At 72.2% G+C, this 14,706-nt stretch carries 14 protein-coding genes; 4 read left to right on the top strand and 10 right to left on the bottom strand.

Annotated elements, in window-relative coordinates; genetic code table 11:
* The first annotated feature begins 19 nt into the window (after positions 1-19).
* Positions 20-625: a TetR/AcrR family transcriptional regulator gene (locus tag ACY1JX_RS12990; RefSeq protein ID WP_206679940.1), complete on the top strand. Its 606-nt coding sequence runs from the start codon at positions 20-22 to the stop codon at positions 623-625.
* A 16-nt stretch (positions 626-641) separates the two neighbouring features.
* Here ACY1JX_RS12990 and ACY1JX_RS12985 read toward each other — a convergent pair whose 3' ends face one another.
* Positions 642-1,844, bottom strand: coding sequence for an MFS transporter (locus ACY1JX_RS12985; protein ID WP_462564216.1), 1,203 nt, complete (start codon positions 1,842-1,844; stop codon positions 642-644).
* Positions 1,845-2,071: 227 nt separating this feature from the next.
* Positions 2,072-2,608: a YceI family protein gene (locus tag ACY1JX_RS12980; protein WP_078700156.1), complete on the bottom strand. Its 537-nt coding sequence runs from the start codon at positions 2,606-2,608 to the stop codon at positions 2,072-2,074.
* Between the two features lie 111 nt (positions 2,609-2,719).
* Between ACY1JX_RS12980 and ACY1JX_RS12975 the strand changes: the two genes are divergently transcribed.
* On the top strand, positions 2,720-3,208 hold the full coding sequence (locus ACY1JX_RS12975; RefSeq protein ID WP_462564215.1) for a MarR family winged helix-turn-helix transcriptional regulator: 489 nt from the start codon (positions 2,720-2,722) through the stop codon (positions 3,206-3,208).
* A gap of 111 nt (positions 3,209-3,319) precedes the next feature.
* On the opposite strand, the gene ettA is transcribed toward ACY1JX_RS12975, so the two are convergent.
* From ettA to ACY1JX_RS12950, 5 genes are all read right to left on the bottom strand, one after another.
* A complete protein-coding gene (ettA, locus tag ACY1JX_RS12970; protein WP_462564214.1) occupies positions 3,320-5,002 on the bottom strand; it encodes an energy-dependent translational throttle protein EttA in 1,683 nt (560 codons plus the stop codon).
* A gap of 51 nt (positions 5,003-5,053) precedes the next feature.
* Positions 5,054-6,652, bottom strand: a complete 1,599-nt coding sequence (locus tag ACY1JX_RS12965) for a GTPase (protein WP_462564213.1) — start codon at positions 6,650-6,652, stop codon at positions 5,054-5,056.
* Positions 6,649-8,376: a dynamin family protein gene (locus ACY1JX_RS12960; RefSeq protein WP_462564212.1), complete on the bottom strand. Its 1,728-nt coding sequence runs from the start codon at positions 8,374-8,376 to the stop codon at positions 6,649-6,651. Before ACY1JX_RS12960 ends, ACY1JX_RS12965 begins: the two co-directional genes overlap by 4 nt.
* 68 nt (positions 8,377-8,444) lie before the next feature.
* Positions 8,445-8,621, bottom strand: a complete 177-nt coding sequence (locus ACY1JX_RS12955; protein WP_181752621.1) for a Trm112 family protein — start codon at positions 8,619-8,621, stop codon at positions 8,445-8,447.
* Positions 8,618-8,968, bottom strand: a complete 351-nt coding sequence (locus ACY1JX_RS12950) for a DUF3499 family protein (RefSeq protein WP_181752623.1) — start codon at positions 8,966-8,968, stop codon at positions 8,618-8,620. The genes ACY1JX_RS12955 and ACY1JX_RS12950 overlap by 4 nt, the downstream gene beginning before the upstream one ends.
* Positions 8,969-9,017: 49 nt before the next feature.
* On the opposite strand from ACY1JX_RS12950, the gene ACY1JX_RS12945 reads away from it, so the two are divergent.
* Positions 9,018-9,470 (top strand): metallopeptidase family protein, encoded by a 453-nt coding sequence (locus ACY1JX_RS12945; RefSeq protein WP_462564211.1) that lies wholly within the window; start codon positions 9,018-9,020, stop codon positions 9,468-9,470.
* 7 nt (positions 9,471-9,477) lie between these two features.
* Here the strand turns inward: ACY1JX_RS12945 and ACY1JX_RS12940 are convergent, their stop codons facing one another.
* The 3 genes from ACY1JX_RS12940 to ACY1JX_RS12930 are packed head-to-tail and all read right to left on the bottom strand — an operon-like array spanning position 9,478 to position 13,912.
* On the bottom strand, positions 9,478-10,800 hold the full coding sequence (locus ACY1JX_RS12940) for a DUF5719 family protein (RefSeq protein ID WP_462564210.1): 1,323 nt from the start codon (positions 10,798-10,800) through the stop codon (positions 9,478-9,480).
* Complete coding sequence (locus tag ACY1JX_RS12935; RefSeq protein ID WP_462564209.1) at positions 10,797-13,604, bottom strand: glycosyltransferase; 2,808 nt, start codon at positions 13,602-13,604, stop codon at positions 10,797-10,799. Before ACY1JX_RS12935 ends, ACY1JX_RS12940 begins: the two co-directional genes overlap by 4 nt.
* A 56-nt stretch (positions 13,605-13,660) precedes the next feature.
* Positions 13,661-13,912 carry a WhiB family transcriptional regulator gene (locus tag ACY1JX_RS12930; RefSeq protein ID WP_146828372.1) on the bottom strand — a complete coding sequence of 84 codons (252 nt, stop codon included), beginning with the start codon at positions 13,910-13,912 and terminating at the stop codon, positions 13,661-13,663.
* A gap of 103 nt (positions 13,913-14,015) precedes the next feature.
* Between ACY1JX_RS12930 and ACY1JX_RS12925 the strand changes: the two genes are divergently transcribed.
* Positions 14,016-14,684: a TIGR03089 family protein gene (locus tag ACY1JX_RS12925; RefSeq protein ID WP_462564208.1), complete on the top strand. Its 669-nt coding sequence runs from the start codon at positions 14,016-14,018 to the stop codon at positions 14,682-14,684.
* The last annotated feature ends 22 nt before the right edge of the window (positions 14,685-14,706 follow it).

The raw sequence follows: 14,706 nt of genomic DNA, 5'->3' as shown, positions 1-14,706 counted from the left end.
CTGCGTCATGCTGTCCACCATGACCACCGACTCGGCGACCGGTCGCGACCGCTCCGCCTCGACGCGCGAGCGCCTGCTGGATGCGGCCGTCGAGGCCTTCGCCACCTCCGGATTCGCCGGCACGACGACGCGCGACATCGCCTCGCGCGCGGGGATGAGCCCCGCGGCCGTCTACGTGCACCACGCGACCAAGGAGGATCTGCTGTTCGAGATCTCCCGGCGGGGGCACCGCTCGGCGGTCCAGATCATCGAGAAGGCCTCCCAGTCCTCCCCCGACCCGGTCGAGCAGGTCCGGAACATGGTGGCCGAGTTCAGCCGGTGGCACGCCGTGAACAGCCGCGTCGGTCGCATCGTGCAGTACGAGTTCGACGCGCTGACGCCCGAGCACCGGGCCGAGATCGCGGAGTACCGCCGGGCGATCGAGGCGCTCATGCGCGATGCGCTGGAGGCCGGCGTCGAGGCCGGCACCATGACGGTCTCGGACGCGAAGGGCACCGCGCTGGCGCTGCTGTCGCTCAGCATCGACCTCGTGCGCTGGTACCACCCGAGCGGCGCCACGACCCCTGACGAGATCGCCTCGCTCCACGGCGACCTGGCCCTGCGGATGGTCGGCGCCGCGGCCTGACCGCTCCGCCGAAGCGTCAACGACGCTCGATGGCCCCCAAGGGGGCCCGGCAGGCGAGCGCCACGACCGAGGCCAGACCCAGGACGGCCGCGCAGACCACGATGTTCCCGCGGCTGCTGATCACGTCGGCGAGGAATCCGCCCGTGGCCGTCCCGAGCGCCACCCCCGCCAAACCCCCGGTGGACCCCCAGGCGAAGACCTCCGTGACCCGGCCCTCCGGAGCCGCCCTCCCCAGGAGCTCGTAGAACGCGGCGAACATCGGCGCCGCCGGGAGGCCCGCGAGCACGAGAGCCAGGCCCAGGGTGAGTGGAGTGGTCGCCGCCGCGACGACCAGGTGCGTGAGCGCCAATGCGGCCAGGAACAGCGTCAGGCGCCGGGTGAGACGGCTCCCTCCCCCGGCACGCAGGTTGATGAGCCCGCCGGCGAGGCTCCCCGCGGACCACAGCCCGTAGAAGACACCGATCAGGTGCGAGGCGTCGAGCTGCGCGGAACGGCGCACCACCGCGACCTCGAGGATCCCGATCGCGATCCCCACCGTGAACGTCACGGCGACGAGGATCCACACCGTCGCCGGGAAACGGCTCGGGGTTCCCATCACCGGGCGGCTGGACCGTCGGGAGGCCGCACGGGACTCCGGGGTCAGGGCGAACACCGCGGTGAGCACCAGGATCAGGCCGGCCGCCAGGATCAGGGCTTCGTCCGTCCCTCGCACCGTCGCCCAGGTCACCACCGTCAAGGGTCCGAGGATGTAGGTGATCTCCTGCAGCGAGGCGTCCAGGGACAGCATCCGGCTCAGGTCCACCGGCCCCAGGCGCTCATTCCAGATCGCCCGAGCGCAGACGGCCAGAGGTGGCTGGGCCAGGCCCGTGGCCGCCGCCAGGGCCACCGGCACCGCGGGACCGCTGCCGTGTGGCAGGGCGGCCAGCCCGATCATCATCGTCACGGCCACCACGCTGACCATCGACAGCGGCACCGGCTGGCCCCACCGGTCGATGCTTCGACCGACGACCGGCGCCCCGACGGCCATCCCGAGCGCGAACGCGGCCGCCATCAGCCCGCTCACCGTGTAGGTGAGGCCCAGGCTGAGGCCGTGCAGCACCATCACCAGTCCGAGCGCGCCGGCCGGGACCCTCGCCAGGAAGCCGAGCACCAGCGTCCGGACGGCGGCAGTCGGCAGTCCGAGGATCTGGGCGGGCCCCGGGCCACGCACCTCGGTCATGACGACCTCGGTCGTCCGGTGCATCTCCCGAGGAGCGCGGGTGACCGCATGATCGCCACCTGGCACTCCTCCTGAACGCATCGTTTCCACGACCGGGTGAGCCACGTCACCCGTCGGTCGGGATCACCATACTTGAGTTCCGTTTCAACTTGGACGTCTCCGGGCGCGAAGAAAGGGCCCGCGACGCCGGGGGGATGCGTCGCGGGCCCTTTCGGTCTGGGTGCAGGTCAGGCCTGCAGGACCGCCTCGGCGTTGATCTGCAGCGAGATCTTGTCGCCGATCATGACCTTGTCGCCCTCGAGCGGGATGTTGAAGTCGATGCCGAACTCCTTGCGGCTGATCTGACCGGTGGCCTCGACGCCGATGCGCGTGCCGCCCCACGGATCCTTGCCCTCGCCGAGGAACTCGACCGCGAGCTCGACGGGCTTGGTGACGTCCTTGATGGTCAGGTCGCCGGTGACGACGAAGTCGGTGTCGCCCTTGCGCACGACGCCCGTGGAGACGAACGTCATCGTCGGGGTGCTCTCGACGTTGAAGAAGTCGCCCGAGCGCAGGTGGTTGTCACGGTCGGCCGTGCCGGTGTTGATCGAGGAGAGATCGATCGTTGCGGTCGCGGTGGACGCGGTGACGTCCTCGCCGGTGACGATGGTGCCCTCGAACTTCTCGAACTTGCCGCGCACCTTGCTCATGATGTGGCGCACGGTGAAGCCGATCTCCGTGTGCGTGGGGTCCAGCTGCCAGGTGCCCGTGGTGATGTCGCTCATGAATTCTCCTGAAGTCTGTGGGTTCGATCATGCTGTTGATCGTTCAACAAGATTGACTCTACAGCATGATTGAACTTTCAATCAAGTCGTTGAAGATGTAAACTAGTTCACATGAGTGATCTGCCCATCGCCACCGTCAACGACACCCGCTGGCTCGACGAGACCCAACAGGGCGCGTGGCGCTCGTTCCTGGGCGGCACGACCGTGCTGATGGACCGCCTCGACCGCGACCTGCGCACCGAGCACGGCCTCTCGATGTCGGAGTACGAGATCCTCGTGCGGCTGTCCGAGGCACCTGACCGGTCGATCCGGATGGCCGACCTCGCCGCGGCGCTGTCGCACTCGCGCAGCCGCATCACCCACACGATCAGCCGGCTCGAGCGCGACGGCATCGTCCTGCGCATCCAGTGCGGAACCGACGGCCGCGGCGTCACCGCCGTGCTCACCGACAAGGGGTTCGAGCTGCTCGCCACCGCCGCCCACACCCACGTGCGCGGCGTGCGCGAGTACCTGATCGACCAGTGCTCCGACGAGGACCTCGCGGCCACGAAGCGCGTGATGGACGCGATCCAGGACGCGATCGGCGGCCGCGTCTTCTAGGTCGCGGGACCGGCTCCTCGCCTCCTGACGAGGTTTCGAGGCTTCGGGCGCAAGCGCCCTCGCACCTCAACCACCTCGAGCGGTCGCCCGCAGAGCGAGCTCGGCCCTCGGTCAGTCGCGGGTCAGGCGGCGATGCGTGACGCGGTGCGGGCGGGCCGCCTCCTCGCCGAGGCGCTCGATCTTGTTGGCCTCGTAGGACGCGAAGTTGCCCTCGAACCAGAACCAGTGGCCCGGGTTCTCCTCGGTGCCCTCCCACGCCAGGATGTGCGTGGCGATGCGGTCCAGGAACCAGCGATCGTGCGAGGTGACCACGGCGCAGCCGGGGAAGTCCAGCAGCGCGTCCTCGAGGGACGACAGGGTCTCGACGTCGAGGTCGTTCGTGGGCTCGTCGAGCAGCAGCATGTTGCCGCCCTGCTTGAGCGTCAGCGCCAGGTTCAGGCGGTTGCGCTCACCACCGGAGAGCACGCCGGCCTTCTTCTGCTGGTCCGAGCCCTTGAAGCCGAACGACGCCACGTAGGCGCGGCTGTTCATCTCGAAGTTCGCGACCTTGATGAAGTCCAGGCCCTCCGAGACGACCTCCCAGACGTTCTTGTTCGGGTCGATGTTGGCGCGGTTCTGGTCGACGTAGCTGATCTGGACCGTCTTGCCGACCTCGAGCTCACCCGAGTCGGGCTCCTCGTTGCCGGTGATCATCCGGAACAGCGTGGTCTTGCCGACGCCGTTGGGGCCGACGACGCCCACGATGCCGGCGCGCGGCAGCGTGAAGCTGATGTCGTCCCACAGGATCCGGTCCTCGAAGCCCTTGGTCAGGTCCCGCGCGTCCAGCACCACGTCACCCAGGCGCGGACCCGCCGGGATGTTGATGTCGGTGGTGTCGATCTTGCGCGCCTTCTCCGCCTCGGCGGCGAGCTCCTCGTAGCGGGCCAGACGCGACTTGCTCTTGGTCTGGCGGCCCTTGGCGTTCGAGCGGACCCACTCGAGCTCGCGCTCGAGCATCTTGGCGCGCTTCGCGTCCTTCTGGCCCTCGATCTTGAGGCGGTCCTTCTTCGTCTCGAGGTAGGTCGAGTAGTTGCCCTCGTAGCCGTGGATCTGGCCGCGGTCGACCTCGGCGATCCACTCGGCGACGTTGTCGAGGAAGTACCGGTCGTGGGTGACGGCCAGCACGGCGCCCGGGTAGCTCTTCAGGTGACCCTCGAGCCACTGCACGCTCTCGGCGTCCAGGTGGTTGGTGGGCTCGTCGAGCAGCAGCAGGTCGGGCTGCTGGAGCAGCAGCTTGCACAGTGCGACGCGGCGGCGCTCACCACCGGAGAGGTTGTCGACGATCGCGTCGGTGGGCGGGCAGCGCAGCGCGTCCATGGCCTGCTCGAGGCGGCTGTCGATGTCCCACGCGTTCGTGTTGTCCAGGTACGTCTGCAGGTCACCGGTCTCGGCCATGAGGGCGTCGTAGTCGGCGTCGGGCTCGCCCATCTCGGCGTACGCCTCCTCGAGGCGCTTCATCTTGCCCTTGATGTCGGACACGGCCTCCTCGACGTTCTCGAGGACCGTCTTGCCCTCGGTGAGCGGCGGCTCCTGCTGGAGCATGCCGACCGAGGCGTCGGGGTCGCGCACGAGGTCGCCGTTGTTGGGCTGGTCGAGGCCGGCCATCAGCTTGAGCAGGGTGGACTTGCCCATGCCGTTGGGACCCACGACACCGATCTTCGCCCCGTGGAGGAACGAGAGGGTGACGTCGTCGAGGACGACCTTGTCGCCGTGGGCCTTGCGGACGTTGCGCAGAGAGAGAACGTAGTCAGCCATGATGTCCCCCAGCCTAGCGAGAACACCGGCACCCCGGCCGACCGGCAGCGGTCAGCGGCCGGCGGTGGCCAGGCCGTTGCGCCAGCGGTCGTACCGGTCGAGTTCGCTGCGCAGCCGCGCGACGACGATGCGCTCGGTGGTGCGGTTGATCGCCTCGGTGAGCTTCTTCTCGGCCCGCGCACCGGCCCGGCGCGCGCCCACCCCGCCCAGCCAGCGCGAGACCAGCGTCAGGATCACCCCGAACAGCAGTCCGCCGGCGACCAGCAGCAGCGGCAGGCTCAGCCCGAGCGGGCGCGGTGCGCCCTCCCACGGGTCGGGCTCGACCAGGCCGAAGATCGAGGCCACGGCCCAGGCCGCTCCGGCGATGACGGCGAGGAAGGTGAACCACTGGAGGGCGCCGACGGCGGTCCACCACAGCGGCTGGCGCTTGATGCCCAGGTCGACCCCGGCCACGGCCTCGTCGAGCTCGTCGATCACGTCGCGGGCACCCTCGCCCACGATCGCGTCGATCACCGAGGCGCGCCAGGGCCGCGACATGCCCTCGGTGGCGACCTCGGTGGCCTCACGCAGGGCCAGGTCGGCGCGGGCGCGCTGCACCGACGGCGAGATGGGCATGGTGTCGGCGACCGCGTCGCGTGCCGAGCGGCCGAAGCCGAGCTCGCGCAGCGGGTCGTGGCGCAGCCGTCCCACCCAGCCGATCAGCGGCCAGTCGGTGGCGACGACGGCGCGGCGGGCCATCGAGTCCTCCACGGCGTCGGCGATCTGCGGCACGCCGGCACAGGCGACGAACGTCTCGACCAGGGAGTCGCGGACGGGGCGCTCGAGACCGGGCACCGGCTCGACTCCCCCGGCCTCGGCCAGCCGCCGGGCGACCTGCCGGACGTCGCCGACGAGGCGCGCCTGCGAGGCCCGCTTGGACTTGATGCGCCGACCGATCTCGGCCCGCAGCTCGGGCAGACCGGCGCCGGTGACGGCACTGGTGGCGATGACGGGAACGCCCGCGAAGCCCTCGCGCTCGAGGATCAGCTCGAGGTCGTCCATGGCCATCTTCAGGTCGGTCTCGTTCAGCCGGTCGGCCTGGTTCAGCACCACCAGCGAGGCGTCCGCGTGCGTGGCCAGCGGCGTGATGTAGCGGGCGTGGATCGCGGCGTCGGCGTACTTCTGAGGATCGAGGACCCACACGAACAGGTCGGCGTAGCGCGCGACGTGGTCGACGACCTCTTGGTTGGCGGCGACGACCGAGTCGTGGTCGGGCAGGTCGAGCAGCACGAGCCCCTCGAAGGCGTCGTCGCGCGGGGCGTCGAGCACGCTGCGACGGGTGATCTGGTCGCGACGGGCGACGCCGATCCAGTCGAGCAGCTCGGTGGCGCCGGCCGGCCCCCACGCGCAGGCCAGGGGGGTGGAGGTGGTGGGCCGCAGGTAGCCGACCTCGGCCAGCTCGAGCCCCGCCAGGCGGTTGAACAGCGACGACTTGCCCGAGCCGGTGGAGCCCGCGAGCACGACGACCGTGTGCTGGGTCGACAGGTCGAGACGCTCCTGGGCGTGCGTGAACGTGGCCTCGGCCGGACCGGCGAGCGCGGGATCGATCACGTCACCGGCGGCCTCGATCGCCGACTTCAGCGCAGTGACCCTTTCGTCGAGAGCGCTCATCGACTCCTCCTCCCCCGGGGGGCGTCGACCGAGTCGACCGCCGACTGGAGGCGCCAGTGCGCGGCCTCGAGGGCTTCGGGGTCGGGCAGCAGGTCGAGGTAGCGCTCGGCCTCGGACTCCAAGAGGTCCTCCAGTCGACGGGAGAGGTCGCGCCCGGCCTGCTCGGCCAGCGCACGGACGGCCTGGTCGCCGAAGACGGCGTTGAGCACGGCCTGTCCGGCGGCGGCGGTGCCGCCCGCGATGCCGATCTCGGCGCCCGTGAGGCCCGCGGTGCCGGCGAAGACCACGACCATGAGCGTGACGCCCGTGGCGTTGACGCCGAGCGACAGCGCACGGGCCTTGGACTTCTTGTCGGCGCCCTGCTCGGCCACGAGTTCGAACACCGCTTCGCGCCACTCACGCGCGATGCGCTCGGCACGGACCCGCACGTCGCGGGACGCGCGGTCGAGGCCGCGCTGGCTGTCGAGCAGGACGTGCCCGGCCTCGGAGGCGTCCCAGGCGCGCGCGACCTCCTCGGCCGCACGCTCGGCGCGGTCGAGGATCAGCAGGTGCAGGCCCGAGACCGCGGCTTCCTCGACCTCCTCCGGCGTGGTGGGCTTGCGCCGGAAGATCCGGTCGCGCCACGTGCCGACGGTGCGCTCGAGCTTGCGGAAGATCTCGCCGGAGCCGACGAAGTCCTGCCAGCGGGCCAGCACCTCGCCCCGCAGCATCGAGCCGTCGGTGGCGGCGGTCATCAGGTCGGCGTGCGAGGCCAGGTAGACCGACTCGACGTCCTTGCGCAGCTGCGCGGCCGCGTCGACCTGGCGCGTGAGGGCCGTCTCCAGCACGCGGGAGGACTCGATGTCGTGCAGGATCGCGCCCTGCAGGGTCTTGAGGACGATCTCGCGGCGCTGGGCCTCGTCGTCGGCGAGCGCGCGCAGCCACGAGACGACCGGGGCGACGTCATCGGGCGGCAGGACGCCCTCGGCGTCGGGCGTGGACTCGGGCACCGAGAACAGCGCGACGTCGGCCAGACCGTGCTCGCTGAGCATCCGAGCGAGGTGACGGCGCACCTCGACGAGCGCCTCCGGCGACGTGCGGTCCAGCACCACGGCGATCGAGGCGCTCCGGTCGGCGGCCCGGCGCAGGTAGTCCCACGGGACCTGGTCGGCGTAGCGCGCCGCCGACGTGACGAAGAGCCACAGGTCGGCGGCACCCAGCAGCTGCTCCGCCATGTCGCGGTTGGTCTCGTCGATCGAGTCGAAGTCGGGGGCGTCGAGCACGGCCACGCCCGGCCACAGGGTGGAGCTGGCGATCTGGCGGATCGTGTTGGCGCGACGGCTGTTCGAGCCGGTGCGGACGACCTCGGGAAGGATCCGACCCGACCGGAACCACTCGGTGTCGGCGGGGTGGTGGACCAGCACCGGGGTGCGGGTGGTGGGGCGCAGGACGCCCGTCGCGGAGACGCGCCGGCCGACGATGGAGTTGACCAGGGTGGACTTGCCGGCACCGGTGGAACCGCCCACGACGACCAGCAGCGGCGCACCGATGTGCTCGAGCCGGGGTACGACGTAGTCGCCGAGTTGCTCGGCGATCTCTCGTTGCAGCGCCCGGTCGCGCTCGACGCCGGGCACCTCGAGTTCCAAGGGCATGGAGACAACGGCCGACGCCAACGCCGACAGGCCCTGGAGCAAACCGTTCTCGACCATGGCCTCGCGCTGGGGAATTGCGGTCGGCTCAGTCATCTCAGATCACTACGAATGGTAGTCGAGTCGACGCCCCCGGGCGTCCCATTCGACACTTGCGACACAGATCAGGAGACGTCGAGCGGACGCGCCTCGTCGACCAGCATGACCGGGACGTCGCGGCGGACCGGGTACGCGAGGGCGCATCCGTTGCACACGAGCTCGTCGGCCTGGGCGTCCACGAACAGGCCGGAGCGGCACTGCGGGCACACCAGGATCTCGACGAGGGCTGGATCGAGGTTCACGGGACCACCGTAGCGGAGTCGTCGCGCACCAGCCGCAGCACGGGCGAGGCCTCGTCGGGGGTGTGCTCGGGGGCCGGGCGGCCGGCCTCGCGGACGGCCTCGGCGAGTGCGACCAGATCGTCGTGCGTGGGCTCGGGCTCGGTGAACTCCGGAGCCAGCCGCACGACGCTCCACCCCTGCGGCGCGGAGAGACGCTCGGCGTGTCGCGAGCACAGGTCGTACGCATGGGGCTCGGCATAGGTCGCCAGCGGACCGAGCACGGCCACCGAGTCGGCGTACACGTACGTCAAGGTGGCCACCGCGGAGTTCGGGCAGCCTGCGCGCGAGCATCGACGTTGCAGTCCCACGAGGGCGAGGTTAACCCGCCGGCCCAGCCGCCCGCAGTAGGCTCACCGGATGGCCAGCGAACCCGGACCCGCACCCGAGGTCCACGGCCCCCGCCCCGGCCGGGCGCGCGACCGTCGCGGCCGCGGTCCGCGGGGCGTGATCTCGCTGCCCGGCCCGCTCTCGCCGCGCGGGGCGCCGGCCCACCGCAACCCCCGCGAGGCCTTCGACGACCTCGTCGCCGAGGTGCTCACCCGACTCGACCACCACTTCGCGCGCGAGCCCGACCACGTCGAGGTCGTCGTCGAGGAGGCTCCGCTGCTGCCGCCCGGCTGGGACGAGCCGGTGCCGCGCAGCATCGTGAACACGGCCCCTGGCGGCTTCCGCATCGTGATCTACCGGCTCCCCGTGGTCGGCCGCTCCCGCACCGCCGCCGATCTCGAGGAGATCGTCTGGACCGTCCTGCTGACGCGGCTCGGCGAGGTCTGGCACCACGACCCCGAGGACCTCGACCCGCGCCCCTGAGCGGCGCTCAGCGCACCGAGACGCCCGGGGCGACCACCGAGACGGGCGCCGGGCGCACCGGCGTGGCGGCCACGCGGTCGCCGTCGGCCTGCCACGCCCCGGCCATCACCTGCTGCCCCGTCTTGGGCGTCAGCACGAGGTAGGCCGGTCGGCCCTCGGGCGCCGGGACGAGCGCCGAGGCGCCGGCCTGGAGCACCACCTGGCTCGTGCCGAGTGACTCCATCGAGGCCGAGAACGCCTCCACCTCGACCTCGGCCGCCTCCTTGCTCGTCAGCACGGTGCGCACTGCGGTGCCTCCGAGCCGGACGGGCACGATCGCGGGCCCGGCGAGCGAGGGAGCCGGCGCGATCCGCGCGACGTCGCCGTCGGTCTCGACCGTCGCCGAGGCCACCACCGGGAGGTCGGACGAGATCGCCAGCGAGGCGCGGTCGAGGTCGACCGAACCGGGGATCGCCACCACCCGCGTCGACTCGGGCTCGACCGCCACGTCCTCCAGCCCCTGGGCCGCGAAGGATCCCTCCGGGCCGCGCACCGCGACCGCGACGTGGGCCGTGGAGGTGCCGGGGTTGACCAGGGCGAGGCGCGTGCCGTCGCCCTCGGGCAGGCCGGCCAGCAGCTGCTCGGTGGCGGGACCGGGTGCCGGCGTGAGGAGGTCGGCTCCGCCCGGACCCGCGTCGAGGGCCATGGCCGTGAGCGAGCCCCGCCGGCGGGACACGTGCGCCGCGACGGCTCCCTCGCCCGCGGCGACCTGGTCGACCTCGATCTCCCGCCGCTCCCCCGCCTCGACGACGAGACCCGAGGTGTCGAGCGACTGGATCGGGCCGTTGGTGCCCCACCACGTCAGGTCGGCGACGGCGCGGTTCTCGCCGAGGTTGACCAGCGTGATCGTCGCGCCGGAGCGTCCTCGGTCGCCGAGTCCGGTGAACCAGGCCTCGTCGACCACCGGCGGGCACGATCCGAGCACGGCGTCGCCCCGCGTGGCTCCCGCGACGTAGCCGACGGAGCCGGAGCCCTCACCGGACTGCTCGAGCACGAGGGCGTCACCGCCCGGCTCGGCCGTGCGCCAGCGATCGGCCTGCGCCCACACGGGGTCGGCGGCCGCCTCCTTCGGGATGGGCCGGGCCACGGCCTCGGTCCCGGGCGCGACCTGACCGGCGGCCACGGTCCAGCCCGACTGCACGGGGCAGGCCCAGACGGTCTGGCGCACCTCCACGGTCTGGCTGCCCCCGGCGACGACGGGCGGCTCCGGCTCGGGCACGAACCAGACCGCTCCGACGAGCAGGAGCGCGATCACGGGAAGGATGTAGCGCACGGGGAATCGCGTGGTCATGCGTCGTCCTCCTCGTCGGGCGAGGGCGCGGAGGCCACGGTGCGGCGCACCGGCAGGGCACCCACGAACGCGCCGAGCCACGCCAGGACCCACAGCCCCGCGAGCCACGGGCGGGCGGGACCTGCCTCGGGTGCCGGCTCGGCCTCCACGTCGGAGGTCACCGACCACACCCGCGAGTCGGGCGAGTCGCTGCCCTTCGGGGCCAGTCCGGGGGCGGCGTCGATGCGGCGCGCGAGGTCCAGGTCCACGTCGGGCGCGTAGATGCTGTCGACCCCGAGCCGGGCCAGCTCGTCGACGTCGTCGCGCGTGGGCGTCGTGACGAGCGAGACGACCGTGTCGTGCAGCCGCTCCTCGCGCTCGGCGGTGGTGCGCAGTGCCTCCGCGCCGAGGTAGGGGCCGGGGCCGACGACCGCGTCGGCGACGATGCCGGACTCGGAGTCGCCGGTGAGGACGACCGTGGTGCCGGGACGGGCCGCCAGGAAGGCCGGCACCACCCGGGCGTCGCCGGACTCGAGCGGGTCGTCGATCCCCCGGACGACGAGCCAGCTGCCGGCCAGGATCGGGAACGCGGCGAGCAGGGCGATCGCGGGGCGCCGCCAGCGGCGGTGGCGCCGGGTGCGCAGGACGGGCCACGCGAAGAGCACGGCGGTGAGCAGGCCGCCCAGCCACAGTCCCGCCCCCAATCCGGCCCAGGCCCGCACCGCGGGTGCGCCGGGGAAGGGCACGTACGTCGAGACGGACGCGAGCAGTCCGGCGGCCAGGCCGACGACCGCGACGATCCAGGCGCCGGTGACCGAACGACGGGTGGCCTCGGGCACGAGCGCGGCGATGGCCAGCACCAGCAGCGGCACCGCGATCCACCACGGCGCGGCCCCGGGTCCGCCGCCCGTTCCGGTGACGACGTCCCACGCGGAGGCGGGCGCGTCGACGGGGTTGCCGGCCTCCCACCAGATCCGCCCCGAGAGGACGCGGTCGAGGAGCCACGGTCCGAGCAGCGCGGTGCCCACGACGGCGCTGAGCGCGAGGTACCGCGCGGCGGGACGCACCAGCAGGGCGCTGACCACGAGCGCCACGATCCCGAGCGCCCACGCCACGGGCGCGAACGCGGCGACGAGTGCGATCCACAGCCCGACGAGCACCGCTCGGGTCCACGTCGGCTCGAGCACGAGCCGCAGCAGGACGTTGGCGAACAGCGGGGCCACCACGAGCACGATGACCGTGCCGAGACGGCCGCCGGAGACCGCGCCGGTGACGGCGACGACGAGGCCGTAGGAGACGGCCCACGTCATCCGCACCCCGCGGTCGTCGCTGACGAGACGGCCGAATCGGTGGGCCGTCAGGGCCGCGAACGGCACCGCCAGGACGGTGAGGATCCACGGGATCGCTCCGGGGGCGAACCACGCGAGCAGACCGACCGCGGCAAGCGGGACCACGTAGGCGGGCGCGACGTCGGCGCTGCCGAGGCCGACCGCGTGCGAGCGCTCGAACAGCAGGCCCCACCACGCCGAGACCGAGTCCGGGGAGGCGGGCAGGACCGGGCTGAACAGCTGGCCGGCGGCGACGGACCGAGCGGCGACGAGCGAGCCGACGAGGAGCACGATGACCCAGGTCAGCCACGGACGGCGGCGCCACCACGGCGGCTGGTCGACGACGACCGGATCCTCCTCGTCGTCCTCCGGGACGCCGATCGTGCGCAGCCCGAGCGACTCGACGGACTCGGGCCGCACGACCGCCTGCATCGTGGAGGCGGCGAGGTCGAGGCCGTGCTGGTAGGGCATCCAGAAGGGTGCGAACAGGTCGCCGAGCTCGCGGTTGGAGCGCCGGACCAGCGGCTTGCGGCGGCGGCGGGCGGCGATCATGGGACCCGGGTTCGCGAACACCGTGACCATCGCCATGATCTCGCCGCGCGCCGACCGCAGGTCCTTGCCGACGACGAAGCCGAGGAACCGCAGCAGTGAGCCGAGGAACAGGCGGATGCTCATGGGGAGGAACCGCAACGCGTCGCTGTTGGCCAGCATCGTGTGCAGCGCGGCGGCGCGGCGCTCGCCCGCGTGCTCGCGGACGCCCTTGCGCCGGACCCGGCGCTTGTTGCTGCTGGCCTCGGCGTGGAACACGATCGCTCGCGGCGCGGTGCGCACCCGGTAGCCGGCGCGGTTCGCGCGCCAGCCGAAGTCGATGTCGTCGAAGAACAGCGGGAGCCTGGGGTCGGTGCCACCGAGGCTCTCCCAGACGTCGCGCCGCACCAGCATGCCGGCCGTGCCGACCGCGAGGACGTCGCGCGGGCGGTCGTGCTGACCGGCGTCGGGCTCCCCCGACTCGAGCATGGTCTCGCGCTGGCCGGTGCCGGTGACGGTGAGACCCACCTCGAGCAGGCGCTTCAGCGAGGGCCACTCCCGCACCTTGGGGCCGACGACGCCGATGCCGGGATCGGCGGTGGCCTCGTCGAGGAGTCCGGAGAGGGCGTCGGGATCGCAGATCTGGTCGTCGTGCAGCAACCAGATCCAGTCGTAGGCCTCGGTCTCGGCCTCGAGCGCGGCCGCGACCTGCCCGCCGAAGCCGAGCCTCGGCGGTGCCTGCACGATCCGGCTCGCTCCGGCGTGGCCGGTCAGGAGGTCGCGGGTCGCTGGGTCACTGTCGTCATGGACCAGCACGAGGCGGTCGGGACGGTGGTGGAGCCGGTCGAGCGAGGCCAGCGCCTGGGGCAGCCACCGCGAGCCGCGGTGGGCGACGAGGACGGCGACGACGGTCGGGGGGCGCGAACGCCACGCCGCGACCGGCTCGTCCAGGGGCTCGTCGTCGTGCATGATCGCCACCCTAGGCGGTTGCCTCGAACCACCAGGTGTCGAAGGAGCGCTCTCGATCAGGCGCGCTTCTTGAGCTTGCGACGCTCTCGCTCGGACAGTCCACCCCAGATGCCGAAGCGCTCGTCGTGAGCGAGTGCGTACTCCAGGCACTCACCCTTGACGTCGCAGCTCAGGCACACACGCTTGGCCTCCCGCGTGGAGCCGCCCTTCTCGGGGAAGAACGACTCGGGGTCGGTCTGAGCGCACAGCGCGCGCTCCTGCCACATGAGCTCGGGGTCGTCGCCCTCGATCCAACCGACTAATGACATGTCTGTAATTACAGACGTCTGCCTGCCAAACGTCAAGCCGAATAGCAAATGTCAGGCATTCCTCGGCGTGTCGCGGCTCCAGGGACCGCGCTAGCGTCGAGGCGTGACCACGACTCTCGCCACCGTACTTCGCCCCACCCCCACCCCCGTGGTGACGTACTACGACGTCGGCACGGGCGAGCGCGTGGAGCTCAGCGGGGTGACGCTGGCCAACTGGGTCGCCAAGGTCGCCAACTTCCTCGTCGACGAGCTCGATGCCGGGTGCGGCACCCGGATCCGCATCGGCCTGCCGAGTCACTGGCTGCGCTACGTGTGGATCCTGGGCGCCTGGCGGGTCGGCGCGGTCGTGACCGACGACGCCGCCGACATCGGCCTGGCCGGACCCGACCTCGAGGCCGCCGAGCCCGTGCGGCTCGCCGCCTCCCTGCGTCCCCTCGGGGGCCGGTTCCCCACCGAGCCGGACGGCTTCCTCGACGTCGCGGTCCATGTCCCGTCGAGCCCCGACGTCTTCATCGACCTCAACCCACCGGCGCCGGACGACCTCGCGCTCGACCTCGGCGCGCGCACGGCGACGCACGCCGAGCTGCTCGCCGGTCCCGCTCTCGCCGACCGGATCGTCCGCGCGCCGCAGCCGGTCGCCGACGACGCCGCCGACCTCGCGGCCGCGCTCGCGGGAGGCGGCTCGCTGGTGATGGTCGCCGGCGGCGGCCCCGACGACCTCGCGCGCATCGCCGCGCAGGAGCACGCGCGGCTCGGCGAGGAGGGACGGTGACCCGGACGGCGATGGTCGGTGC

Source organism: Aeromicrobium sp. JP4 (genome assembly GCF_054957925.1).
The sequence above is the reverse complement of the archived record's forward strand: the minus strand, read 5'-3'. Positions and strand labels throughout refer to the sequence as shown.

Excerpts from the sequence above, each read along its gene's own strand:
- ACY1JX_RS12990 (WP_206679940.1), top strand. The coding sequence starts at position 20 with ATGACCACCGACTCGGCGACCGGTCGCGACCGCTCCGCCTCGACGCGC.
- ACY1JX_RS12985 (WP_462564216.1), bottom strand. The coding sequence starts at position 1,844 with ATGACCGAGGTGCGTGGCCCGGGGCCCGCCCAGATCCTCGGACTGCCG.
- ACY1JX_RS12980 (WP_078700156.1), bottom strand. The coding sequence starts at position 2,608 with ATGAGCGACATCACCACGGGCACCTGGCAGCTGGACCCCACGCACACG.
- ACY1JX_RS12975 (WP_462564215.1), top strand. The coding sequence starts at position 2,720 with ATGAGTGATCTGCCCATCGCCACCGTCAACGACACCCGCTGGCTCGAC.
- ettA (WP_462564214.1), bottom strand. The coding sequence starts at position 5,002 with ATGGCTGACTACGTTCTCTCTCTGCGCAACGTCCGCAAGGCCCACGGC.
- ACY1JX_RS12965 (WP_462564213.1), bottom strand. The coding sequence starts at position 6,652 with ATGAGCGCTCTCGACGAAAGGGTCACTGCGCTGAAGTCGGCGATCGAG.
- ACY1JX_RS12960 (WP_462564212.1), bottom strand. The coding sequence starts at position 8,376 with ATGACTGAGCCGACCGCAATTCCCCAGCGCGAGGCCATGGTCGAGAAC.
- ACY1JX_RS12945 (WP_462564211.1), top strand. The coding sequence starts at position 9,018 with ATGGCCAGCGAACCCGGACCCGCACCCGAGGTCCACGGCCCCCGCCCC.
- ACY1JX_RS12940 (WP_462564210.1), bottom strand. The coding sequence starts at position 10,800 with ATGACCACGCGATTCCCCGTGCGCTACATCCTTCCCGTGATCGCGCTC.
- ACY1JX_RS12935 (WP_462564209.1), bottom strand. The coding sequence starts at position 13,604 with ATGCACGACGACGAGCCCCTGGACGAGCCGGTCGCGGCGTGGCGTTCG.
- ACY1JX_RS12930 (WP_146828372.1), bottom strand. The coding sequence starts at position 13,912 with ATGTCATTAGTCGGTTGGATCGAGGGCGACGACCCCGAGCTCATGTGG.